Raw genomic sequence first — 25,153 nt, 5'->3', positions numbered from 1 at the left:
TTCTGATAATTTTCATCTATTGCGGCTTTTATGATATCTTCTATACGGTTTTGCTCTGCAAGCAACCGATTTAATTGATTCAGGCGCTGTGTAGCTTCTTTTATTCCAGCGGCCTCGCCCTCTTCGTATCCCTCAGCACGTGTCTGGCGCATATGCCTTTCCTCATCATATTCGTAGATACTCATTCGTTTCGCCCCCGCTCTGTTCTTCAAGAGAAATTCTGACAGAATTCCTTCTTTGATACATTCTGTTATCGCTCGCTCCACAGCATCCTCCAGTGACATTCTATCTGCATATTTCCGTACTCTAGCAGTATATAGAGAATAATCCTTTAATGTTTTACATGCATTTAGCAGTTCCTGATTATAATCTGGATTAATATTTAGCATAAGTGCCGTTAACTCCAAGGATGTATCCTCTTCCTCTATAGTATACATATCTGACAATTTCAGAATCATTTGATCTGGGAATGGATCTCTTCCATTATAAAAGATTATGAATCGAGGCGATGGTATGTTGATAGCCTTTCGCCCATACAGATTCTCGTTCTTTGTAATATTAGCATAGATATCAGATACATACAGTAAATACCGAAATGGTAGATTCGGGCTGTAAGTGGATTGGTGTTCATACAATGACAGTCTGGAGTCAATAATAAAAGATACATCGTTCTTCATTGACATATAAATAGCATTTTGCAAAGTGTTGATTTCCAGCAATTCAGGATCATCATAATCTGTTTTGTTGACTGCATTATACAAGGCAAGCAATTCTTTTTTGTCACTGAATATCATCTCAAAGATACGGGCTTTGTAGATGCGGTTTGAGGGAATTGTTCCTGTCTGTTCCATAAAAGACCTCCTTTTTCTATTCTTGCAGAGGTTTTTAAGTGCATCTTAGTCCATCCTGGAAATCCTCTGCTGTTATGTGGGTAATCAAGCATTGAGATTTCTAAGATTTTCTGATGATTGAGATGAATTTCAGATGTGTTTTGCTTAGACTAATAGAAATAAAATGCTTTGGCTGTATTTTATCATAATAAATATTGGAAGACAATAAATGAATTACAAAATCATACGAGTCTAAATAATTGACACAATCTCCTGAAAAATCTGCCTATCGAATAAGGCGGATTTTTTTTAGAATACAACTATACAAAGTGAAGGAGGAAAATGAGATGAAAAGAATAAACAATATTTTATGGGGGATTGTATTGATTGCGATAAGTGCAGTATTGGCTCTCAATGCATTTGGAATTACGAATATCGAGATATTTTTTGACGGATGGTGGACTTTATTTATTATTATTCCAAGTTTTATTGGGTTATTTAACAACGGTGACAGGACTGCCAGCCTGGTCGGGCTCCTGATTGGAATATTCTTGCTTCTTGCATGTCAGAATGTTTTGGATTTTGATTTGCTGTGGAAACTTTTAGTTCCGGTGATCATTGCGGTTTTTGGTGTGAAAATGATCCTGAGAGGAATTGTGGGAAATAAAAGTTCGGAGATTATGAAAACGATGAAAATGAATGGTGAGGAAGTTAAGATAGCTTTTGCAGCATTTTCCGGGCAGAATATCAATTTTTCTTATGAGGATTTCAAGGGAGCAGAACTTACAGCAGTCTTTGGCGGTGTAAAGTGTGACTTGAGAAATGCAATTATTGAAGAAGATGCTGTGATAACGGCCAGCAGTATTTTTGGAGGTATTGATATCCTTGTTCCAGATGGAGTCAATGTAAAAATAAATTCCAATTCTCTTTTTGGCGGCGCGGATGCGAAAAAACATCAGAATTCAAAGGACAACAGATGCACGATTTACATTAACTGTACATGTATTTTCGGAGGTGTGGATGTAAAATGACAACGGGACAGAAAGTTATTAAATATTTGGCATTGGCATTTGCAATCTTTTTAAGTATCAGTATCTTAAGTGGAATATGTGGAGCAGTGGGTGTTGTTTTTGGCCTGGTCAGCGATGGTACAGAAGGAAAGATGAGTGAATATGTTATTGAGAATGATGTTACAGATCTTATTATTGATATAAATGCTGCGGAACTTGAAATAAAGACCGGGAAGCAATTGAAACTGGAGACAAATCACAAGTATATTTCCTATGAGTTAAACGGCAGGCGTCTGGAAATCAGAGAAAAAAGGCCATTCTTTATGTCACATTTGAACAATATGAAAGTGGTACTTACAATCCCGGAAGAGACGATGTTTGAATCCGTTGAATTAAATACTGGTGTTGGAGAAGTAACAATAGATGAGCTTTTGACAGATTCTCTGGTTATGAATCTTGGAGTAGGAGAATTGAAGGCAGGAAGGATTCAGTCATTGAATCAGGCAGAAATTGACGGAGGCATTGGAGATGTTACGATCGCAGATGGACATCTGCATAATGCCGATATCGATATGGGAATCGGAGAATTAAATCTATCTGGAAGACTTGAAGGAGCCGGCAGCATTGATTATGGACTCGGAGAGACGAATCTTACACTGGAAGGGACAGCTGAAGATTATAGAATTGAACTTGATAAAGGAATCGGGGAGGCGAAACTGGAGAATCAGAAAATGCATGATGATTCCATTTATGGAGCCGGCAGTAATCGAATAGAGATTGATGGAGGCGTCGGAGAATTGAATATTTCGTTCAAAGAAATCTGTCAGTAAAAAGCAGCCATAATTATGATATTTGCCAAAGATAGCATTTGTGATATAATATTCTATGATTTAAAATATTTGCTTGAAGTTAAGATCATAAAGAGTAAAATGTTATATTTATTTTGGAGGTATTAGATGGCTAAGAAACAAGCTACCAAAGCAACAACCAAGAAACCAGCTGCAACCAAGACAACTGCAAAGAAAACTGCAGCAAAAACAACCACAGCAAAAACAACCGAGACAAAAGCGACTGCAGTGAAACCAGAAGAGAAGAAGGTTGAAGAAGTAAAAGCAGAAAAGATAGAACCAGTAGAAACTGTGAAAGCAGAGAAGCCAAAGGCAGCAGCAAAGAAAGAAACAAAAGCAAAAGAAGAGAAGCCGAAGACAGCAGCAAAGAAAGAAACAAAAGCAAAAGAAGAGAAGCCAAAGGCAGCAGCAAAGAAAGAGACCAAGGCAAAGACAGAGGAACCAAAAGCAGAGAAAGTGAAGGAAGCTGTCGCAGAAGAACCAAAGGTAGAAGAAGTGAAGGAAGCTGTCGCAGAAGAACCAAAGGCAGAAGAAGTGAAGGAAGCTGTCGTAGAAGAACCAAAGGCAGAAGAGGTAAAAGCACCAGCTGCAGAAGAAGTAAAACCAGCAGAACCAGAAGTTGTAGAAGAACCAACATTTGAGGTGCGCCAGACTCCGAGAAGAAGTGTTGCATTTATTGGCTCTGAGTGTTATCCGTTTGTTAAGACAGGTGGTCTTGGTGATGTTATGTATGCATTGCCAAAAGCACTGGTAAAACAGAACTGTGATGTAAAAGTAATTCTTCCACGTTATAAATGTATTCCATGGAAATACCAGGAGAAGATGATCTATAAGGGATCTTTTGAGATGAATCTGTGTTCCGATGGAAGATCATTCTACGTTGGAATTATGGAATATGTCTGGGATGGAGTAGTATATGATTTCATTGATAATGAAGAATTCTTCAGCAGCGGTAATCCATATACGAATCTGATCGATGATATTCCGAAGTATTGCTATTTTGCAAAGGCAGCATTGGCAGCATTGAATTATATGGACTGGATTCCGGATATTATTCATTGCCATGACTGGCAGGCAGCCTTGGTTCCAGTATATTTGAGAACGTTATTTGAAGATACGAAACTGACTTCTGCAAAGACGATTCTGACTATCCATAATCTGCGGTTCCAGGGAATCTACAATATTCCTACAATCCGTTATTGGTCAGGACTGCCGGATTATGTGTTCAATAAAGATGCATTGAAGGTAAGTTACAACGATGCCAATATGTTAAAAGGTGGCTTGACTTATTCAAATGTCATTACTACGGTCAGCCATACATATGCCGGAGAGATTCAGACGGATTATTATGGTGAGAAGCTGGATGCTCATTTAAGATATCATTCTGGCAAATTAAGAGGAATTGTCAACGGAATTGACTATGATATCTGGAATACCAGCACAGATTCTAGATTATATGCCAACTATGACATTACAGATGTATTGGATAAGAAGAAGGAAAATAAACGAAAATTACAGGAAGAGCTGGGATTGGAGCAAGATGATCACAAGTTTGTTATCGGATTAATATCCCGACTGACAGATCAGAAAGGACTGGATCTGGTCAATGCGATTCTTCCGCAGATTATGGACGAACATACACAGGTTGTTGTCTTGGGAACCGGAGACGATGTGTATGAGAATTCCTTCCGCTATTATGAAAATGCATATAAAGGAAATGTGTGCTCGAACATTATGTATGATGAGACGAGAGCTCACAGAATCTATGCCGGTGCAGATGCCTTTTTGGTACCGTCTCAGTTTGAACCTTGCGGACTGACACAGCTGATTGCCATGCATTATGGTACAATCCCGATTGTCCGGGAGACAGGCGGATTAAAAGATACGGTAGAGCCTTATAATATGTTTACAAATACAGGAAATGGTTTCACCTTTAATTATTATGACGCTGGTCTTTTGCTGGATGCAATCAACAGAGCAAAGACCTTGTACTTCACCAATCGCTGGTGCTGGGATGAGATGGTTCAGAGAGATATGGATAAGGATTTCTCCTGGGATAAATCTGCTCAGCAATATAAAGACCTGTATCTGGAATTGACATGGTAGAGATGATATAATAAAACCCCTTTTCTTCAGACGGATGAGTCTGGAGAAAGGGGTTTTTGCTTTCGAATATCTTCGGAAGATCATATTGATGATATCTGTGGACTGGAATAACTTTTTGTGTCGTGTCAGATTCTCATCTGCGATAGGATCAAGACCTATGACATCGAAACCGATTCCTTTATAATGCCCATGAATAATAAAGTCTATTACCTCATCGTCAATACAAGGATAATCGCCAAAATAGGCATCCGTTCCCCAGAACTTATCCCATCCCAGATTGAATAGAAGAAAGTCTGCGGATTTGACAGTTGTTCCGTATTTCACCAGAGATGCCATGGTTATCGCGGACCCCGGTTTTAAATCACGGCAGTCGATGACCAGTGCTTTCCCGATAAATTGTTCTGCCGGGAATTGATCCAGAGTCGTTCGTCCCGGAAATATATGGGCGGGCGGATCCATATGTGTGCCGATATGTGTGAACAAGGTTACTTTTGTTTCTTTGAATCCATTTTCCGCGTAAGTGCTTGATGGTTCCAGGGTAGGAGGCTCTGTTCCCGGGTATACAGGCATATTTTCGCAGATTGTATGGGTAAGATCGATTACTTTCATTAAAAGGGTCCCCTTTTGAATTTTCATATATTGTAAAAGTATGATATTATTATAGGACATAATTTGGACATCTGTTTTAAAAAACATTTGATTTTTGGAAGATATTTTTGGTATAATACGACTTGGACGCGACCGTTTACAACGTAAAAGTGAATGTGCAAACCATTGATTTGGTTTGCATTTTTTTATATTTTAAAGTGGAGGATAAGTATGGAAACGAAGAACAAAATGGGAACTATGGCAATGTCAAAACTGATCATCAACATGTCGCTGCCTCTAATGATCTCTCTTCTGGTGCAGTCATTATATAATATTGTTGATAGTGTCTTTGTGGCAAGAATCGGAGAAGATGCGCTGACGGCAACATCGCTTGCCTTCCCGGTTCAGCTTCTTATGATAGCAGTGGCGGTAGGAACCAGTGTGGGAATCAATGCGTTACTGTCTAAGAGTATTGGGGCAAAGGATTACGAGGTGACGGAAAATATTGCTGCTACAGGTGTCATTTTGGCCGGAGCTGGCACACTGGTATTTGTGATATTAGGAATATTCTGCTCAGGATGGTTTGTTTCGTTATCTACAGATGAGAAGACGATTGGAGCGTTCTGCGAAGAGTACCTGTCCATCTGTATGATCTTCTGTGCAGGTACGTTCGTCGGAACGATGTTCCAGAGATCTCTGCAGTCAATCGGTGATACATTTGACAGCATGGTGACATTAATCGCAGGTGCGCTTACCAATCTGATTCTGGATCCAATCTTCATCTTCGGTCTGGCCGGCCTTCCTGCATATGGAATCAAAGGAGCCGCTATGGCGACCGTGATCGGACAATGGGGAGCAGCAATCCCCATTTTAACGCTTTGTGACATTTATAACGTTCATTGACGCATTTAGATAGATAAGATATAATAAAATCAACCATCGCAGACGGAGAGAATCATTTCAATCTGAATGCAGATAAGATGAAAAATTACAGACTCTGACGGCAAGGAATATCCGAGCGGGAATAGTGGTATATATGGGAAAACATGTGAATAGGAATCTTTTGTTTTATAGTGGATTTTTATTGATGTCGGATAATATGTATAGCTCTTTTACCGCAGCGGTAGAGGAGCTTTTTCTTTGTTGGTGGGAAAAGAAGATACAATTGTGGGAGGTTATTATGCTTAAAGTTGCAATCTACGGAAAGGGTGGTATCGGGAAGTCTACAGTCACATCGAATCTGGCGGCTGCCTTTGCGATGCTGGGCAAGAAGGTGATACAGATTGGGTGTGATCCGAAAGCGGATTCTACGATCAATCTGTTAGGCGGAGAACCCTTAAGACCGGTGATGAATTATATGAGAGAAGAGGATGAAGAACCGGAGAAGCTGGAAGACATCTCCAAGGAAGGATTTGGCGGTGTGCTTTGTATTGAGACGGGAGGTCCTACACCGGGACTTGGCTGTGCCGGGAGAGGAATTATTGCTACGTTCCAGCTTCTGGAGGATATGAAGTTGTTCGAGAATTACGAACCGGATGTGGTTCTGTATGATGTGCTTGGGGATGTTGTCTGTGGTGGATTCGCAGCACCGATCCGGGAAGGATATGCCGAGAAGGTTCTGATTGTAACTTCCGGTGAGAAGATGGCATTGTATGCGGCAGATAATATCTCACGTGCGGTGAAGAACTTTGAAGACCGAAGCTATGCCAGAGTATTTGGGATTGTGCTGAATCACCGGAATGTGGAAAATGAGACGGAAAAGGTTCAGGCATTTTCTGAGAAGAGTCATATTCCAATCGTTGGCGAGATCCCGAGAAGTGATGAGATCATCCGCTATGAGGATCAGGGAAAGACAGTGATTGAAGGGAATCCGGAATCACCGATCAGCCAGCGCTTTTTTGAACTGGCGAAATTATTGTTGGAAAATGAGGAGGAAGTATGAGACAGGAAGCTTACTACTGTACTGCGGAAGAATTGGTGAAGCTTGGTAAAGATGCCATTCCGCCGCAGCTGATATCAAATACACATCTGATCTACAGTTCGCCGGCAACATTGGCATTCAACTCTCCGGGTGCAGAAGGATTCGGGGTAAAGCGTGCAGGGCTTGCGGTACCAGGATCTATTATGCTGATCGTGGCACCCGGATGTTGCGGAAGGAATACTTCTATGATCAGTTCTATGAGGGAATATCATGACAGGTTCTTCTATCTGTTGATGGATGAGACGGATATCGTGACTGGCCGTCATCTGAAGAAGATTCCGAAAGCGGTAAAAGAGATTTGTGAAGGCAGAGAAGAGAAGCCGTCGGTGGTTATGATCTGTATTACCTGTGTGGATGCACTTCTGGGAACGGATATGGAACGAATCTGCCGGCGCGCGACGGAAGAAGCAGGACTGCCGGTGCGGCCATGTTATATGTATGCGTTGACCCGTGAGGGAAGAAAACCGCCGATGGTTCATGTGCGCCAGTCTATTTATTCGCTTCTGGAACCGAAGAAGAAAAAGGGAAATGTGGTCAATCTCCTTGGATTCTTCTCTCCCCTTGTAGATGACTGTGAATTGTATGATCTTCTAAAAGACGCAGGTGTAAGGACGGTACATGAAATTTCCCGTTGTCAGGATTATGATGAATATCTGACGATGGCAGAGGCGAATTTCAATCTGGTACTGCATCCGGAAGCGAGATTTGCGGCAGAAGATTTTCATGACCGGTTAAAGATTCCATTTATTGAACTTACAAGACTTTATCAGATTGATAAGATTGCCAGCCAGTACCGCGCGTTTGGTGCAGCTCTGGGAGTACAGTTTTCTGATGTAGAGGTAAGAGAACAGGCCAGGAGAGCTGTGGAGAAGTTCCGGCAGGCATGTCCGGATGCTTCATTTGCAGTAGGAGAGTGTATGAATGGAGACGCGTTTGAACTTTCACTGGCACTGGTGCGTTATGGATTTCAGGTAAAGGAGATCTATGGAACGCTGACGGCGGAGAATTTCGTATATTTAAAACAGCTTGCGGCGGTAAGCCCTGAGACAAAAGTGTTCTCGAATCTGGAACCAACCATGCTATATTATGATGCTAAGGGCTCGAAAGTGAACCTGACCATCGGAAAGGATGCCGGATATTATCATCCGGGATGTCCGAATGTAGTCTGGAACCAAGACCGGCAGCCCTATGGTTATGCTGGTGTCAGAAGACTCTTTGAAGCATTGCTTGCGGCAAAGGAGGAGGCTTAGATTATGAAAGGATTAAGAAAATATCTGACGCCATTTGCACCGGATCAGTCTGGTGCAGTGTCAGTACTATATGAACTGGGTGGAATCATTGTGATCTGTGATGCCGGAGGATGTACCGGGAATGTCTGCGGATTTGATGAACCTCGATGGTTTTCCAGAAAAAGTGCGGTGTTCAGCGCAGGACTTCGGGATATGGATGCAATCTTAGGAAGAGATGACCGGCTGGTAGAGAAACTTACCGATGCGGCTTCCAAACTGGAGGTTTCCTTTGCCGCTGTAATCGGGACTCCGGTTCCGGCAGTTATTGGAACGGATTATCGTGCGTTGGAACGTATGAGTGAGAAGAGGATTGATTTGCCGATTCTGACGGTAGATACCGATGGAATGGAACTATATGACGCAGGAGAGGAAAAGGCTTATCTGGCGTTGTTCCAGAGATTTGCCAAAGAAAAACTGCCGATAGAACAGGGAAGGATTGGGGTTCTGGGAGCAACGCCACAGGATCTCAGTGACCTGGATGCTGCAGATAAGATTAGAGAAATTCTTAAAAATCAGGAAGATGCTTCGGCCATCTGTTATGGAATGGGTGATGGTCTGGATGAGGTGAAGAAAGCTTCTGCGGCACAGAAGAATCTGGTCCTCTCACCGGCAGCGCTGGAGGCAGCAAAGTACCTGGAAAAGGAATTCGGAACTCCTTATGAAGTAGGATATCCTGTGGCAGGAGAACTGGTGCCGGAGATGGACTATGCCGGAAAGAAGGTTTTAGTAGTGCATCAGCAGGTAATTGCCAATGCGATCCGGGATGAGATTCGAAGCAGAACCGCAGATAACGCAGAAGTTGTATCTGCAAGCTGGTTTGCCATGAAGAGAGAATTAAAGAAAAATGGCGATGTTTCACTGAAAGAAGAAGAGGATTATATAGAGCTGGTGGAAACGGGTTCCTGGGATGTAATCTTTGCCGATGAGTGTATGAAAAAGATGACACCAGGATTCCAGGGAATGTTTGTGGATGTTCCGCATTTTGCGGTTTCCGGCAGGTTAATGTAAGGATGGTAGAGCGGATGAAGGAGACGATGACCAGAAGGATAAGAGTATATGGGATTGTGCAGGGGGTAGGATTTCGCCCCACGGTGAGCCGCCATGCGATGAAAAATGGTATCAGCGGCAGTGTCTGCAATAAAGGACCGTATGTGGAGATATTTGCCCAGGGAACCGAAGTGCAGATAGAGGGATTTCTGGATGATCTTCAGAATCATCCGCCGAGACGGGCTGTAATCCTGAAGATGAATGTCGAGCCAGAAGAACAGCCGGTCACATTCGAGTCGTTTGAGATTATTGAGAGTGAGAAGACCAAAGGTGAGATCTTCGTGTCTCCGGATATTGCTATCTGTGAGGAATGCCAGGAGGAAATGTTCAATCCCGGCAACAGGCGGTATCTGCATCCATTTATCAATTGTACCTGTTGCGGGCCAAGACTTACCATTCTGGATGCACTTCCTTATGACCGGGAGCGTACCAGTATGAAGGAATTTCCCATGTGTCCGGAGTGTGCAAAGGAATACCATGATCCGGATACCCGGCGGTATGATGCACAGCCGGTCTGCTGTAATGAGTGTGGACCGGAAGTATATCTGATTGGCCGGGCAGAACGTGACCGTGATGCGATTACATATACTCGGAAGACAATTGCGTCAGGTGGAATCGTGGCAATCAAGGGAATCGGAGGATTCCATCTGTGCTGTGATGCAACGAATGAATCAGCAGTCCACAGACTTCGGGAACTGAAGCGACGCCCGGCAAAGCCATTTGCAGTGATGGCACGGGATATGGAAGTTGTGCGAAGAGAATGCGAAGTGACAAAGATACAAGAGCAGGTTCTGACAGGGCATCAGAAGCCGATTCTTCTGCTTGAAAGAAAAGAGAGTGCCAGGATGGCACCATCGGTGGCACCGGACAATCCAAAGATTGGCGTTATGCTTCCGTATGCACCGGTTCAGCTTCTGATCTTTCAATATGATGACGGAATCCAGATGCCGGATTGTCTGGTCATGACCAGCGGCAATACCTCGGGAGCGCCTATCTGCAGAGATGATGAAGAGGCATCTGCGGAACTGGCCTATCTGTGTGATTGTATGTTATCTCATGATCGTAAGATACGGATCCGGGCAGATGATTCTGTGATGGATTATTACAAAGGAGAACCCTACATGATCCGCCGTTCCAGAGGCTATGCACCACTTCCATTTATGGTGTCGGACCCGTGGAAAGGGCAGGTCCTGGCGGTAGGAGGCGAACTGAAGAATACCTTCTGCATCGGAGTGGATGGTCGTTTCTATCCGTCGCCTTATGTGGGAGATCTGGAAGACTTAAGAACAGTCAAGGCATTGAAGGAAACGATTATCCGATTGGAGACGCTTTTGGAAGTGGAACCATCGGTCGTAGTCTGTGATCTTCATCCCAGATATAATTCTACAGCAATCGCTGAAGAACTGGGGCTTCCAGTAATGAAGGTACAACATCATTATGCGCACATTCTCTCCTGTATGGCGGAAAATGACTGCGCAGAGCCTGTCATCGGGGTATCCTTTGATGGAACCGGATATGGAACAGATGGCACTGTGTGGGGCGGAGAGATTCTGGCGGCAGATTATGATGGATTTACCAGACTGGGGAGCATTGAGCCATTCTTGCAGATTGGCGGAGATATTTCCGCAAAAGAGGGATGGAGGATTGCCGTTTCCTTAATCTATGGCTATACGGGTGCAAGAGAAGAAGCACAGCAGATTGCCCAGAGACTGGGATTGTGCAGTGAAGCAGAGGCAAAGGTCTTACTTACCATGGCGGAGCGGAGGATCAATGCGATTACTTCCACCAGTGCAGGGCGGCTCTTTGACGGAGTGAGTGCAATTCTTGGGATTCGTCGCAGTTCCACATTCGAAGGAGAAGCTTCGACTACACTGGAATTTGCAGCGGAAGCTTATGAGAAGCAGGCAGGTTCTGAAGAAGCATGGAAGAGATTCATTGACGAAGAAGAGATTCTTCCATTCAAGGAGAATCAGGCTGACAGAATGATTCTCAACACAGGGGAACTGGTACAGAAGATTGTGCATGCACGGCTAGGTGGAGAGGATACTGAATGGCTTGCCTATCGGTTCCATGCAGAACTGGCCAGACAGATCGTGGCTGCCTGCATCCAGATCCGTGAGGAGAATGGAAGAAGAAAAGTAGCATTAAGCGGCGGGGTGTTCCAGAATCAATTGCTTCTTCGATTGACAGATGAATATCTGAAGAGAGAAGGCTTTGAAGTGTTAAAGCACAGCATGATTCCACCCAATGACGGGGGAATTGCCTTGGGGCAGGCTGCTTATGCGATGCATAAGATCAATGGAAATCAAGACGATTTATCATAGATAACAGATAGAAGATGGAGGAGAAGGAATATGTGTGTTGGATTATCTGCAAAGGTAGTAAAGATCGGTGACGGAGTTGCAATTGTAGACGCTGACGGTGCTAAGAGAGAAGTATCTGCTCAGTTGATCGAAGACCTGGAGCCCGGTGAATATGTTATGGTTCATGCCGGAGTTGCAATTGCAAGAATTACCGATGAGGATGAGAGCGAGACCGATCAGTTGATGGAGGAATTACTGTAATGGGGGAAGAGAAGAAGAAAACAGCAAAAGAGATAATTGAGACCTATGACGGACCACCGCTTCGAATTATGGAAGTCTGTGGAACCCATACCCATGAAAATTTCCGGCTGGGTATTCGTAAGCTTTTGCCGGAACAGGTGGAACTAATCTCGGGACCGGGATGTCCGGTATGTGTCACACCGGTTGGATTTATTGATGAGGCCGTCTATCTGGCATTAGAGCGAGGCGTTACCATCTGTACATTCGGGGATCTGGTCCGGGTTCCGGGAACCGAGATGAGTCTGGCAGGAGCAAGAGCCAAAGGAGCGAAGATTCATATCGTCTATTCCCCGGCGGATGCAGAGAAATATGCAGTGGAACACCCGGAAGAACAGGTGGTATTCCTGTCAGTCGGATTTGAGACGACTACGCCGGCTGGATGTTTGTCTGTGAAGCAGGCAAAGAAAGACGGAATCCAGAATTACTCACTGCTCGTAGCGAATAAGACCATGCCGGGTGCCTATGCGGCTTTAAAGGGAAGTGCGGATGTCTTCTTATATCCTGGTCATGTCAATGCGATTACGGGAACCGAGTTATGCGAATCGCTGGTTCAGGAAGGAGTCAGCGGTGTGGTTGCAGGATTTACGGCGAAAGAGCTTCTGACTGCATTGGCAGTATCTCTGGTCAAGTATCAGGAAGGAAAACCATTCTTTATGAACTGCTATCCAAGGGTTGTGACCAGAGAAGGAAGCCGAGAGGCACAGGCATTAGTCGCTGAACTTATGGAATCCTGTGATTCAGAATGGCGTGGACTGGGAGTAATCCCGGATTCTGGCCTTCAGTTAAAAGAAGAGTGGCAGGATTATGATGCACGAAAGAAATATCAGATGCCTAAGATAGAAGGAAAACCGAATCCGGCCTGTCGCTGCGGAGATGTACTGCAGGGAAAATGCAAGCCATCCGACTGCAAAGTATTTGCCAAAGGCTGTACTCCGCAACACCCCATCGGAGCCTGTATGGTATCCAACGAAGGAGCATGCTCTGCATTCTACATGTATGGGATCTGATGACCTATGTACCTGCAGAATGCCAATGAAATAGAACGGACAAAAGTAGAGAGGAAGTAAAGAATCAAGATGGATAAATCAATCAACAATCAAACAGTAACCATGGCTCATGGAGCTGGAGGAAAGCAGACTTCTGAGCTGATCGATCAGGTCTTCAAGGCACATTTTGCAAACCCGGATCTTACGGCTGATGATGCAGCAGTGCTTGTGCCGCCTACAGGAAAGATGGCGGTATCAACGGATGGTTTTATCGTATCACCGGCATTTTTCCCGGGAGGAAATATCGGTAAGCTGTCCATCTGTGGAACAGTCAATGATCTGGCATGTATGGGGGCAAAACCATTATATCTGACCTGTGCCTTTGTCATTGAAGAAGGATTTCCGATGGAGAAGCTGGAAGAGATTGCCGCTGCGATGGAAAAGACGGCCAAAGAAGCAGGCGTCAGGATCGTATCCGGCGATACGAAGGTAGCCGGAAAAGGGCAGGTGGATGGTATCTTTATTACCACAACCGGTGTGGGACAGATTGAAGAAGGCGTCTGCACATCTGGAGATCTGGCGAAACCGGGAGATGCGATCATTGTGACCGGAGATGTGGGAAGACATGGATGTACCATTCTGCTGGCAAGGGAAGATTTTGGAATTGAAGCGGATGTAACCAGTGACTGTGCTCCTTTGTGGGGAACGGTCAAGTCCGTGATGGACGCAACCCATGATATTCATGTAATCCGTGATGCGACTCGCGGCGGAGTAGGAACGGTTCTCTATGAGATTGCCGGACAGAGTAATGTGGGGATTCGCCTGGATGCTTCCAAAGTTCCGGTTGCACCGGAAGTCAAGGGTGTATGTGGAATGTTAGGCCTGGAACCATTGTATCTGGCGTGTGAAGGACGTTTGGTCATCATGGCACCAAAGGAAGTAGCACCGAAGATTGTAGAAGTATTAAAGGAATGTCCATATTCACAGAATGCTGCCATTATCGGGGAAGTGACAGAAGAACAGCCGGGACGTGTTGTCATGACAACGGAGATTGGAACACAGGCACTTCTTCCGCAGCCGGGCGGAGAGCTTCTGCCACGTATCTGTTAGAAGAATCCGTTGAAAAGAAGCAAGAGGTATTAGAGATGTGCAGAAGGGGACGAATATGGATACAAGAGTTGCAGTGATTTCTATCATTGTAGAAAATGAAAATGTAATAGAAGAGTTGAATCATCTGCTTCATGCAGAAGGGAAATATATCATTGGAAGAATGGGAATTCCTTACCGCGAGAAAGGAATCAATATTATCAGTATCGCAATTGATGCACCCCAGGATATCATCAGTGCATTGTCCGGGAAGATAGGGCGGCTCCGTGGGGTGACTGCGAAGACTGCATATTCCAATGTGATTACAAAGGATGGAAAATCGGAGGAATGATATGATCAAAATTGCAGTTTATGGAAAAGGCGGCATCGGCAAGTCAACAACGGTTTCAAATGTGGCGGCAGTTTTGGCAGAGCAGGGACTGAAAGTCATGCAGATCGGCTGTGATCCGAAAGCGGATTCCACGCTTCAGCTTCGCCAGGGGCAGCCGGTTCCTACGGTGCTGGAATTATATCAGCAGAAAAAGAATCATTTTCAGCTGGAAGATATGGTCAGAATCGGTTATAACGGTGTAGTCTGTGTGGAAGCAGGCGGCCCGACTCCCGGTCTTGGCTGTGCGGGACGCGGAATCATTACAGCATTGGAAAAATTAAAAGAAAAAGGCGCTTATGAAACTTATCAGCCGGATGTTGTGTTCTATGATGTTCTGGGAGATGTGGTCTGCGGCGGATTCTCTATGCCGATGCGAAAAGGCTATGCGGATAAGGTATTTATCATAACCTCTGGAGAAAATATGGCCATTCACGCTGCGGCCAATATTGCGATGGCCGTAGAGAACTTTAAGAATCGCGGATATGCCTCTCTGGGAGGGATTATTCTAAATCGCAGAAATGTTAAACGAGAAGAGGAAAAAGTGGCAGAGCTGGCCGAAGATTTTCAGACAGAAGTAATCGGGACGCTGTCCAGAAGTGAGCAGGTACCGATGGCAGAAGAACAGGGAAAGATTCTATTGGAATGTTATCCGGACAGTGACATGGCAGAAGAGTATCGTGTATTGGCGCGTCAGATTCTGGCAGCATGTCAGAAGGAGGAATTATGTTAAAGCGAGTGGGAGAATCTATTGATACGGAAGGTGCGGTAACGACGATCAAGGATGCTGCATTTCCGGCTCCATTTGCTTCTGAACTGGAATTCAATTCGCCGGTTCACGGCAACTGGAATATTGTCCACACTGGAATGCAGCTTCCGGAATCGAGGCAGATCTATGTATGTGCTGATAACTGTATGCGTGGTGTGGTACTGACGGCAGCAGAGATGAATGCGGCAGACCGGTTTTCCTTTGTGATTGTGGAAGAGGAGAATCTTCTGAATGGTAATCTGGAAGATGTGACCATAGAAGGTGTGACGGATGTAATTAAGAAGCTACCGGAATATCCGAAGGCAGTTCTTTTATTTACTGTATGCCTTCATCATTTTCTGGGCTGTGATCTGGACCGGGTCTATCAGGAATTAGAAGAACGATTCCCGGAGATTGTATTTATTCGTTGCTATATGGATCCGATCATGCAGAAGACTGGGCTTACGCCAGACCAGAAGTTAAGAAAAGCAATGTATGACCCCTTACCGGAACGAACGCCAGAGCCGAAGAGTGTAAGTCTTCTGGGCAGTGATTTTGCATTGGATGAGACGGCGGATATTCCGCGATTTCTTAAAGAGCATGGATATGCAGTAAGAGAACTTCCGGCCTGCAAGACATGGGAGGAATATCTGGAGTTAAGTGCTTCTGAGTTGTTCGTATCTTTCTATCCTCCGGGACGTTACGGTGCAGAGGTACAGGCAGAGCGACTGGGAAGAAAGCACTTGTATCTGCCGGCATGTTTTGGGTATGATGAGATTACGCAGCACATGAATGAACTTGCAGATGCATTACATTTACCACCAATTGATGCGAAAGATGAGATTGCAGCATGTGAAAGAGCATTGGAACAGGCACATCGGGAGATTGGCGATACGCCGATAGCGATTGATTATCTGTTCCATCCAAGACCGCTTGGGCTGGCAAGATTGTTGATCTCACACGGATTTGTGGTGGAAACCGTCTACCTGGACAGCATCAGCCCAGAGGAAAAAGAAGACTTTGAATGGCTTCGTGAACATGCACCTGGGTTAAAACTTGCGGCAACGATTCAGGTGAAGATGCGCGTGTTGCCAAGAGGCGGAGAGCGAGAAGTGCTGGCAATCGGTCAGAAAGCCGCATGGTTTACCAAAAGCCGGCATTTTGTCAATATGGTTCAAGGCGGCGGCCTGTATGGATTTGACGGAATCCGACAACTTGCGCAGTTGATGACAGAAGCTTTTCGGGAGGAAAAGGATACGGAATCACTGGTAATTCAAAAGGGATGGGGGTGTGATTGCTGCTTATGAGACAATCCTATCGTATTATACCGGTTTATACAGCCGATGTATCAGGCGTATGCTCGGCATTATATGAACTGGGCGGTATGACAGTCATGCATGACCCGTCCGGTTGCAATTCTACTTATAATACACATGATGAGATCCGCTGGTATGATCAGGACAGTCTGATCTATATCTCAGGATTAACGGAGATTGACGCCATTCTTGGAAATGATGAGAAATTTCTTCATGATATTAGAACGGCGGCCGAAGAGCTGCACCCTAAGTTTCTCGCTCTGGCAGGTTCTCCGATTCCCTTCATGAATGGAACGGATTTCCCGGCGTTAGCGCAGATTCTGGAAGAAGAAACAGGCATTCCTTCCTTTTCCGTTCCGACAAACGGGATGCATGATTATGTATATGGCGCAGGAATTGCTTTGGCTGAGATTGCAGAGCGCTTTACAGATTCTGAAAAGCGATGTACCAGTCCACGGAGTCTAAATGTTCTGGGGGTGACACCGTTGGATTTTGGGCCAATTTCACATGTAAAACGATTCATAGAAAGCCTGGAACAGTCTGGGTGGGAGGTGTTGTCTACCTGGGCCATGGGGGATGATCTGGATGCTCTGGCGCGAGCATCAGAAGCGGCTGTGAATCTGGTGGTTTCTTCCGTTGGTCTTCGCGTGGCGAAGGTCTTAGAGCAAAAGTTTGGGACACCTTATGTGGTCGGGACCCCGGTGGGAGATTTTACAGAAGACTTGTCAAAGGCACTGGAACAGGCCGTAGAGAGTGGAAAAATGTCGGTAGCTTACCTTGACAGAAGACTGTCAGGTGATGCTGAGATTACACTGATCGGAGAACCTGTTACGATGGGATCTCTGGCTGCGGCAATCGAACGTAAGACAAGGCAGCCAGTTCGTGTATTATGTCCATTGGAAGAGACCGATGGTTTACTGGCACCTAAAGATCTAGTGATTCGTGGAGAAGAAGAGGCAGAAGAACGGTTGAAAGATGCAAAAGTCATTGTTGCAGACCCACTCTATCGGCCGATTTGTCCGGCAAAGAGCCGATTTTACGAATTGCCTCACATTGCATTTTCCGGGCGGATCTACCTGAAGAGACTGACTGCTCTGGTAGATCTTTGCAAAGAATAAATAAATAGGATGGGATTGTTTTATGCAGCCCATCCTGTTTTTTTTAGTTTTTCAAAAGTTGGAATGGTACTTCCTAAAATTGACCTCCTGTGATATAATCGAATGTAGTCTGGAAGGATAGATAGCGATGATCCGAATATGTTACAGCAATGGAGGCAAGAATGGATACGCATGAGATATTGATGAAATTGAAAAATGGAGAGTTGTCTGTGGAAGAAGCAGAAGGACATCTTAGAAGGCAGCCGTTCGAAGAACTGGGATATGCCAAGATTGATACCCATCGGAAACTGCGCTCTGGTTTCCCAGAGGTCGTATTCTGCAGTGGAAAGGCAGACGAGCATCTTCTTGAAATCTTTGGGAAAATATATGAAATGGAGGGAGAAGTGTTCGGGACCAGAGCGTCTCAGAGACAGTATGAGCTATTAAAAGAAAGATATCCGGATGTTCAGTATGATACCGTGTCCGGAATCATCAAAATTGAGAATCCGGGGAAAGAAAAACAGGGATGTATTACCGTATGTACCGCAGGAACTTCAGACATTGCAGTGGCGGAAGAAGCTGCCCAGACAGCGGAATACTTTGGCTCTTATGTAGAGCGTGTATATGATGTGGGCGTCAGCGGCCTGCACCGGCTGCTTGCGAATCTGGATACGATTCAGAAGGCCAATTGTATCATTGCGGTGGCTGGAATGGAAGGAGCCCTGGCAAGTGTCATTGGAGGTCTGGTGGATAAGCCGGTCATTGCCGTTCCGACTTCTGTCGGGTATGGAGCGAATTTAAAGGGGCTGTCAGCATTACTGACCATGATTAATTCCTGTGCCAATGGAATTGCGGTCGTAAATATTGATAATGGCTATGGAGCAGGATATATTGCATCACAGATTAACAGATTGGGGGAACGGTAATGGGTAAGACACTATATTTAGAATGCTACAGTGGAATCAGCGGCGATATGACGGTCGGTGCTTTATTGGACCTTGGTGCGGATCCAGAGATTTTGAAAGAGCAGCTTAGAAGCCTTCCGGTGGAAGGATTTGATGTACAGATCAGCCGCGTGAAAAAGTCGGGCCTGGATGCCTGCGATTTTCGAGTTATCTTAGATAAAGAGCATGAAAACCATGATCATGATAATGGATATCTTTATGGTCATGATGACATGCAGATACATACACATGAGCATGGTGAACATATACACAGCCATGAAGAACATGAACATGTTCATGGAACACATGAGCACAGTCATGAAGGACATACCCATGATCACGGCCATGAAGGTCACGAACATCATCATACACATGAGCATCGTGGGCTTCCAGAGATTCTGGATATCATCTGGCATTCTGGAATTACGGAACATGCCAAAAAGATTGCGGTTGATATTTTTGAAGTACTGGCAGAGGCAGAAGCAAAAGCTCACGGCACCACACTGGAAGAAGTGCATTTTCATGAAGTGGGAGCAGTCGATTCCATTGTGGATATTGTAGCGGCTGCCGTATGCCTGGACAATCTTGATGTTACAGAAGTTATTGTACCTGAGTTGTATGAAGGGCGTGGAACCATCCGCTGCCAGCATGGCGTGATTCCGGTGCCGGTTCCGGCAGTGCTGAATATTGCGCAGCAGCATGGACTTACGCTGCATATCACAGAGACGGAAGCAGAACTGGTGACTCCGACCGGAGCAGCGATTGTGGCGGCAGTACGGACTTCGGATCATCTTCCGGGAAAGTATAAGATTCGAAGAATCGGAATGGGAGCCGGCAAACGTGATTACGGAAGGACCAGTATTCTGCGGGGAATGTTGATTGAGCCGGAATCCGAAGAAGCAGATTATATCTACAAATTAGAGACGAATCTGGATGACTGTACGCCAGAGGCGCTGGGGCATGTAATGGAGCGTCTGTTCAAAGCCGGAGCCAGAGACGTGCATTATATTCCGGTATTTATGAAGAAGAACCGTCCGGCATATCAGATGAATGTAATCTGCAGTGAAGAAGATGTACCAAAGATGGAAGAGATCATCTTCCATGAGACAACGACGATTGGGATTCGCAGGGTGAAGATGGAGCGGACGGTCATGCAAAGAGAAATCTGCACAGTACGGACTTCTCTTGGAGAGGCAAAGGTCAAGGTCTGCAGATTAGAAGGATATGTCCGGGTGTATCCAGAATATGAAAGTGTCACTGCAATCTGCAGGGAAAAGGGACTCTCTTATCAGGAAGTTTGGAGCAGAGTCCGCCATGAGGCAGAAGATGAGGTGTTGTCATGAGTCCATCCGTTTTATGCTATGAAGAGAAAAAAGAGAAGCTAAAGCATCAGTTGGAGGAATATGCCAAAGAAGATCTGGTCGTAGCCTTTTCCGGAGGTGTGGACAGCAGCCTGATCTTAAAAATCGCCTGTGAAGCTGCCAGGAAGACCGGGCGAAAGGTTTATGGGATTCTGTTTCACGCAATGATGCATCCGTCCGGCGAGATTGACGGTGCCAGGACGGTGGCCGAAGAGGTGGGGGCTGTCTTTCATGTATTGGAAATGGATGAATTGAACGGAGCAGATATCCAGGATAATCCGGTAGACCGTTGTTATCGTTGTAAGAAATATCTCTTTCAGGAACTGAAAAAAGAAGCAGAAAGACTTGGCGTTCGCAAGATCCTTGAAGGGACAAATGAAGATGATCTGCATGTATATCGGCCGGGGATCCGGGCAATCCATGAACTGGGGATGATAAGTCCGCTGGCAGATGCAGGACTTACCAAAGAAGAGGTGCGCAGAATGGCAAAAGAGTATGGAATCTCTGTTGCGAAGAAGCCATCCAGCCCATGTCTTGCTACCAGATTTCCTTATGGAACGAGACTGTCATATGAAGCGATGCGTAAGGTGGAGCAAGGAGAAGCGTATCTAAGATCACAGGGATTTTATAATGTAAGACTTCGGGTACATGGAGAGATCGCCCGAATCGAAGTAGATAAAGAGAATATGAAACGTGTGATAGAACAGGGAGATGCCATTACAGAATATCTGAAAAAACTGGGATATACATATATTACATTAGATATGGAAGGATTTCGCTCGGGAAGCATGGATGTGTGGATAGAACAGAAGGATAATCAGGAATAGATTCATCTGGAGAATTTACAGAATTCAACAGTCCAGACATTGCATAGATACTATACACTTGATTGTATGTTATGCAATGTCTGGACTGTTGCACGACGTTGGCTTATTCAATTTTTTTCTCCTTATCTGTTCACATCAAAAATTTCGATTCTGATCAATGCGATTACCCCAAGTGAAAGCTCTCATAATATTCTGCCAAGAACGCTTCTAATTTCTTCAACATAATTAACATCTCCTTTTCTTTTTCTTGTTGATATCTTGTTCCTCTTTCTGATTATAATTTAACATTCTTTTGAAAAAAATGGAAATACATATAATAGACGTCTTGTGATACCTTATAAGTATAATAGAAATGGCAGATATGGCGTTCTGTTTGACATAGCGGGGAAAACGTGCTAGGATGCAAATGATTATTGAATCAGTAGAAAGGGAATGAGTTCATGACAAAGACAAGAGTAGATGTGTTTCGTATGGTAATGTTAGCAATGATGGTAGCGATTGGAGTCGTTATTTCACCAATTCTTAGAGTAGAAGGAATGTGTCCGACAGCACATCTGATCAATATTGTATGTTCTGTATTGATGGGACCGTGGTATTCTTTGTTATGTGCAACTTTAATCGGAATCATCCGTATGATGTTTATGGGGATTCCGCCACTTGCACTTACAGGAGCAGTATTTGGTGCCTTTTTATCTGGTGTGTTTTATCGATTATCTAAAGGAAAGATAATCTGTGCAGTTATAGGAGAGGTGTTTGGGACTGGAATTATCGGTTCTATCGTCTCTTATCCGGTAATGGCTTTTCTGATGGGAAGAGATGGATTGACAGCCTTTTATTATACACCGATGTTTCTGGGGGCAACTTTGATGGGTGGTACCGTAGCATACTTTTTCTTAAAAGCATTGAGCCGTGCCGGACTGCTTGTCAAATTCCAGCAGAGTTTAGGAGGTCCGGTATATGACAGAAAGCATAAAATGGCTGCAGAACCAAACTAAGAGGTGCAGGCCTTTAATTCATTGTATCACGAATCCCATCTCTATTCATGACTGCGCAAATGTGATACTGGCAGCAGGAGGACGGCCGATCATGGCAGAACATCCTCGTGAAGTAGCTCAGATTACGGCGAGTGCTGATGCATTGATGCTGAATCTGGGAAATATAACGGATGCCAGAATGGAGTCAATGAAGATAGCGTTAAAAACAGCGAAAGAGCGATCTATACCAGTGTTATTAGATCTGGTGGGTGTAGCCTGCAGTGATCTTCGAATGGCATATGTAAAAGAATTGTTCACAATAGGTTATCCGGCTATCTTGAAGGGAAATATGTCGGAGATTCTGGCGATGGCCGGAAGACCGTCGCACAGCATTGGGATTGATGCCGGAAAAGAGGATGCACTGACAGAGGCTAACAGAGAACAAGTCCTTCAGACCTTGCATGAGTTTTCTATAAAAACAGGTACGGTTATTCTGGCAAGTGGAAAAGAAGATCTGATCGTGGGTGGACATCGTGCATATCTGATTGCAAATGGTGATCCGATGTTATCCGAGATTACAGGAACGGGCTGTATGTTGGGAGCTTTGTGTACGGCTTTCCTGGCATCTGACAGGGAAGAAGGAATTCATGCAGCTGTGCTGGCAGCTGCGTCTATGGGAATTGTCGGAGAACTTGCGGCAAAGGAATGCCCTGGAACTGGAACGTTTCAGGTAAGACTGCTGGACTGCCTGTATCAGCTCGATGAAGAGCTGATGACAGACAAGGCAAGAATCTATGATTTGTCGGATTCTACTTTGAGCATCCGATAACCAATACCAATATGCGTCTGAATATACTGGGGAGAGCCGGGGGCACTCTCCAGTTTTTTTCTAAGGGTTGCCATGAATACACGTAAGGATGCCACGTCATTTTCCCAACAGCTTCCCCATACGCTTTGGGTAATGAACTTGTGGGTCAGGACTTTACCAGTGTTTTGTGCCAAAAGACAGAGAAGTTTGTATTCAATGGGTGTCAGATGAAGTTCTTCATCGCCAAGATATGCACAGTTTGCCGCATAGTCGATTCGAAGCTGTCCATTTACGAAGATGGCCTGCTGTGAATTATTGTTTTGCATGAGGGCAAGGCGTCTCTGAGTCACACGCAGTCTGGCCAACAGTTCATCGACGGAAAATGGTTTGGTCAGATAATCATCGGCACCGGCATCCAAAGCATCGATTTTGTCAGTATCTTCACTTCTCGCACTGACAACAATAATTGGAGTGTTAGACCAGCTACGGATACGGGTGATGACCTCGACACCGTCAATGTCCGGCAGTCCCAGATCCAGAAGGATGATATCCGGATTGTGGGAAGCAGCCTCCATCACAGCATCTTCTCCGTTCTCTGCGGTGATAAAACGATAATCATGTGCTTTTAATGTGGTAGTGATCAGATTGCGTACAGGAGCATCATCTTCCACTACAAGTATCTGAATTTTATTCATGTAATACAATCTCCTCTCTTGGAAGGGTAAAGCGGAAGATTGCACCATGCGGCAGATTATCTTCCACATGAATGGTTCCGCCATGGGCTTCCACAATGGCTTTGCACAGAAACAGGCCCAGCCCCACACTGCGCCGGCTGTCAGCAATTTTATTCGATCCGCAGTAGAATTTATCAAAGATCTTATCTTTGTCTTCCTCAGAGATTCCGGGCCCATTATCGGCAACAGAGATTTCAGCCATGCTGCCGGTCGTGCGAGCGGAGATTGTGATAGAAGAATTCTGCGGAGTATATTTTATAGCATTATCTACAAGGTTTGCAATGACCTGTACGATCAGTTTAGTGTCAGCCTTTACCAGGATCAGATCATCCTTACAATCGACGGTCAGATGGTGCTGCTGAAGTTTACGGCTACTGTACTGTACAACTTCTTCTATGATATCACTCAAAAGTTCCGTAGTGACACGAAGGGTCATGCGTCCCTCCTCTATTCTTGTGGCAGATAAAAGATTTTCGACCAGATTGATCAGCCACATAGAATCTGTATAAATATCCTCGTAAAGCTTTTGCTTCGTTTCTTCATCAAAATGACTTCCGTTGCTTATCAGATTACTGGCATTTCCGGAGATGGAAGTCAGAGGGGTCCTAAGATCGTGAGAAATCGTACGAAGCAGATTTGCCCGAAGCTGCTCACTTTTTGCCAGGATCGCAGCAGCTTCTTTTTCACGGATATTTTTTTCGTTTTCCAATGCCAGTGCACATTCACTTAAGATAGAAAGAAGGATACTGTGTTCAGAAGTATCTTGCAGATTATTTCCTATGTCAATCCCAATAACTCCATAGATACGGTCATTGACACGAAGCGCAAGATAGAAGAATCTGGAATCAGAAAAAAGCTTTGTAGTCGCCCCTGCAGAATGATTGTGCTTTAATACCCATTCTGCTGCGCTTGTCTCGATCTCTTTATTATAAGATGGAAAGTCCTTCCCATTTGCCGGAAATGTATGAAGCGTGGACAATTTTCCGCCTGAAGCCTCAAAAATAATGATATTACGGTTGGTAAGCTTGATAATCTGTGTTGCTGTAACCGTCAGAATCTGCACTTTATCATTGGCTTTTGCCAGGAGCTGATCTGTATCCAGAAGGATTCTTGTACGCTGCGCACTTTTCGAAGACTGTTCTGCCTGTTCCTTATATCGGATAGCCAGAATTCCGGTGAGAAATGCTGTCAGAAACATGACCACAAACGTAATCGGATAGCCGGTATCATAAGCCGCGAAAGAAAAGCGGGGAACGATAAACAGATAGTTGAAGATAAATACACTGGCAATCGATGAGACTAGACTGTATACCCAGTGGAAAGTAGCAATAGAAGTCAGAAGAACTCCCAGAATATATACCATAATGATGTTCGAATCTGTGAATCCCAGACGATGGAATAAAAGGCACAAAAGAGTAGCACCCAACAAAATAACAACACTTTTGGCAGCATTTTCCAGAATGCTGATAAACTGTTTTTTCTTGTTTGTTCTGGCAGAATATGAGGTGTTAATTGTTATATCTTTATCCATAGTCTGATTCATGATTCATGTCCTCCGATATGTAGTATCCATTGTAGCACA

23 protein-coding genes and 1 pseudogene are annotated in these 25,153 nt (G+C 44.7%); 20 read left to right on the top strand and 4 right to left on the bottom strand.

The window, feature by feature from the left end; genetic code table 11:
- Nucleotides 1–851: hypothetical protein (locus tag ACQRD1_RS07020; RefSeq protein ID WP_427787211.1), on the bottom strand; the 851-nt coding region annotated here is incomplete at its 3' end.
- A gap of 326 nt (nt 852–1,177) precedes the next feature.
- Between ACQRD1_RS07020 and ACQRD1_RS07015 the strand changes: the two genes are divergently transcribed.
- The 3 genes from ACQRD1_RS07015 to ACQRD1_RS07005 all read left to right on the top strand — a co-directional run bounded on the left by ACQRD1_RS07015 (nt 1,178) and on the right by ACQRD1_RS07005 (nt 4,794).
- Nucleotides 1,178–1,861 (top strand): LiaF domain-containing protein, encoded by a 684-nt coding sequence (locus tag ACQRD1_RS07015; RefSeq protein ID WP_235233035.1) that lies wholly within the window; start codon nt 1,178–1,180, stop codon nt 1,859–1,861.
- Entirely contained in the window at nt 1,858–2,670 is an 813-nt protein-coding gene (locus ACQRD1_RS07010; RefSeq protein WP_235233034.1) for a DUF4097 family beta strand repeat-containing protein, read from the top strand. Before ACQRD1_RS07015 ends, ACQRD1_RS07010 begins: the two co-directional genes overlap by 4 nt.
- Before the next feature lie 126 nt (nt 2,671–2,796).
- Complete coding sequence (locus ACQRD1_RS07005) at nt 2,797–4,794, top strand: glycogen/starch synthase (RefSeq protein ID WP_347375904.1); 1,998 nt, start codon at nt 2,797–2,799, stop codon at nt 4,792–4,794.
- A gap of 156 nt (nt 4,795–4,950) precedes the next feature.
- On the opposite strand, the pseudogene ACQRD1_RS07000 reads toward ACQRD1_RS07005, so the two are convergent.
- Nucleotides 4,951–5,403: pseudogene (locus ACQRD1_RS07000) on the bottom strand (cyclase family protein); the annotation flags it as partial.
- Nucleotides 5,404–5,613: 210 nt separating this feature from the next.
- Between ACQRD1_RS07000 and ACQRD1_RS06995 the strand changes: the two are divergent.
- The 17 genes from ACQRD1_RS06995 to thiM all read left to right on the top strand — a co-directional run bounded on the left by ACQRD1_RS06995 (nt 5,614) and on the right by thiM (nt 22,858).
- On the top strand, nt 5,614–6,285 hold the full coding sequence (locus ACQRD1_RS06995; RefSeq protein ID WP_427787210.1) for an MATE family efflux transporter: 672 nt from the start codon (nt 5,614–5,616) through the stop codon (nt 6,283–6,285).
- A 277-nt stretch (nt 6,286–6,562) separates the two neighbouring features.
- Nucleotides 6,563–7,324, top strand: coding sequence for a nitrogenase iron protein NifH (locus ACQRD1_RS06990; RefSeq protein WP_347375906.1), 762 nt, complete (start codon nt 6,563–6,565; stop codon nt 7,322–7,324).
- Complete coding sequence (locus ACQRD1_RS06985) at nt 7,321–8,613, top strand: nitrogenase component 1 (protein WP_427787209.1); 1,293 nt, start codon at nt 7,321–7,323, stop codon at nt 8,611–8,613. Before ACQRD1_RS06990 ends, ACQRD1_RS06985 begins: the two co-directional genes overlap by 4 nt.
- Before the next feature lie 3 nt (nt 8,614–8,616).
- On the top strand, nt 8,617–9,660 hold the full coding sequence (locus ACQRD1_RS06980; protein ID WP_235233030.1) for a nitrogenase component 1: 1,044 nt from the start codon (nt 8,617–8,619) through the stop codon (nt 9,658–9,660).
- A 14-nt stretch (nt 9,661–9,674) separates the two neighbouring features.
- Nucleotides 9,675–12,023 carry a carbamoyltransferase HypF gene (gene hypF / locus ACQRD1_RS06975; protein WP_235233029.1) on the top strand — a complete coding sequence of 783 codons (2,349 nt, stop codon included), beginning with the start codon at nt 9,675–9,677 and terminating at the stop codon, nt 12,021–12,023.
- A 30-nt stretch (nt 12,024–12,053) separates the two neighbouring features.
- Complete coding sequence (locus tag ACQRD1_RS06970; RefSeq protein ID WP_235233028.1) at nt 12,054–12,263, top strand: HypC/HybG/HupF family hydrogenase formation chaperone; 210 nt, start codon at nt 12,054–12,056, stop codon at nt 12,261–12,263.
- Nucleotides 12,263–13,309, top strand: a complete 1,047-nt coding sequence (gene hypD / locus ACQRD1_RS06965) for a hydrogenase formation protein HypD (RefSeq protein WP_235233027.1) — start codon at nt 12,263–12,265, stop codon at nt 13,307–13,309. The genes ACQRD1_RS06970 and hypD overlap by 1 nt, the downstream gene beginning before the upstream one ends.
- A 69-nt stretch (nt 13,310–13,378) precedes the next feature.
- Complete coding sequence (hypE, locus tag ACQRD1_RS06960) at nt 13,379–14,398, top strand: hydrogenase expression/formation protein HypE (RefSeq protein ID WP_235233026.1); 1,020 nt, start codon at nt 13,379–13,381, stop codon at nt 14,396–14,398.
- 55 nt (nt 14,399–14,453) lie between these two features.
- Entirely contained in the window at nt 14,454–14,726 is a 273-nt protein-coding gene (locus ACQRD1_RS06955) for a TM1266 family iron-only hydrogenase system putative regulator (RefSeq protein WP_235233025.1), read from the top strand.
- A 1-nt stretch (nt 14,727) separates the two neighbouring features.
- Nucleotides 14,728–15,495, top strand: a complete 768-nt coding sequence (locus ACQRD1_RS06950) for a nitrogenase iron protein NifH (RefSeq protein ID WP_235233024.1) — start codon at nt 14,728–14,730, stop codon at nt 15,493–15,495.
- Nucleotides 15,489–16,817 (top strand): nitrogenase component 1, encoded by a 1,329-nt coding sequence (locus tag ACQRD1_RS06945; protein ID WP_235233023.1) that lies wholly within the window; start codon nt 15,489–15,491, stop codon nt 16,815–16,817. The genes ACQRD1_RS06950 and ACQRD1_RS06945 overlap by 7 nt, the downstream gene beginning before the upstream one ends.
- On the top strand, nt 16,814–17,944 hold the full coding sequence (locus ACQRD1_RS06940; protein ID WP_235233022.1) for a nitrogenase component 1: 1,131 nt from the start codon (nt 16,814–16,816) through the stop codon (nt 17,942–17,944). The genes ACQRD1_RS06945 and ACQRD1_RS06940 overlap by 4 nt, the downstream gene beginning before the upstream one ends.
- Nucleotides 17,945–18,105: 161 nt before the next feature.
- On the top strand, nt 18,106–18,849 hold the full coding sequence (gene larB, locus ACQRD1_RS06935) for a nickel pincer cofactor biosynthesis protein LarB (RefSeq protein WP_235233021.1): 744 nt from the start codon (nt 18,106–18,108) through the stop codon (nt 18,847–18,849).
- Nucleotides 18,849–20,210: a nickel pincer cofactor biosynthesis protein LarC gene (gene larC / locus ACQRD1_RS06930; RefSeq protein WP_235233020.1), complete on the top strand. Its 1,362-nt coding sequence runs from the start codon at nt 18,849–18,851 to the stop codon at nt 20,208–20,210. Before larB ends, larC begins: the two co-directional genes overlap by 1 nt.
- Nucleotides 20,207–21,055, top strand: coding sequence for an ATP-dependent sacrificial sulfur transferase LarE (larE, locus tag ACQRD1_RS06925; protein WP_235233019.1), 849 nt, complete (start codon nt 20,207–20,209; stop codon nt 21,053–21,055). The genes larC and larE overlap by 4 nt, the downstream gene beginning before the upstream one ends.
- Nucleotides 21,056–21,495: 440 nt before the next feature.
- The gene (gene thiW, locus ACQRD1_RS06920; RefSeq protein WP_235233018.1) at nt 21,496–22,050 is read left to right on the top strand and encodes an energy coupling factor transporter S component ThiW; all 555 of its coding nucleotides are present in this window, start codon (nt 21,496–21,498) and stop codon (nt 22,048–22,050) included.
- Entirely contained in the window at nt 22,013–22,858 is an 846-nt protein-coding gene (gene thiM, locus ACQRD1_RS06915; protein WP_235233017.1) for a hydroxyethylthiazole kinase, read from the top strand. The genes thiW and thiM overlap by 38 nt, the downstream gene beginning before the upstream one ends.
- On the opposite strand, the gene ACQRD1_RS06910 is transcribed toward thiM, so the two are convergent.
- Complete coding sequence (locus ACQRD1_RS06910) at nt 22,822–23,532, bottom strand: response regulator (protein WP_235233016.1); 711 nt, start codon at nt 23,530–23,532, stop codon at nt 22,822–22,824. The genes thiM and ACQRD1_RS06910 overlap by 37 nt on opposite strands.
- A complete protein-coding gene (locus ACQRD1_RS06905; RefSeq protein ID WP_235233015.1) occupies nt 23,525–25,114 on the bottom strand; it encodes an ATP-binding protein in 1,590 nt (529 codons plus the stop codon). The genes ACQRD1_RS06910 and ACQRD1_RS06905 overlap by 8 nt, the downstream gene beginning before the upstream one ends.
- Nucleotides 25,115–25,153: the final 39 nt, after the last annotated feature.

Source organism: Bariatricus sp. SGI.019 (assembly GCF_050315235.1).
Classification (GTDB): Bacteria; Bacillota; Clostridia; order Lachnospirales; family Lachnospiraceae; genus JAFBIX01.
The sequence above is the reverse complement of the archived record's forward strand: the minus strand, read 5'-3'. Positions and strand labels throughout refer to the sequence as shown.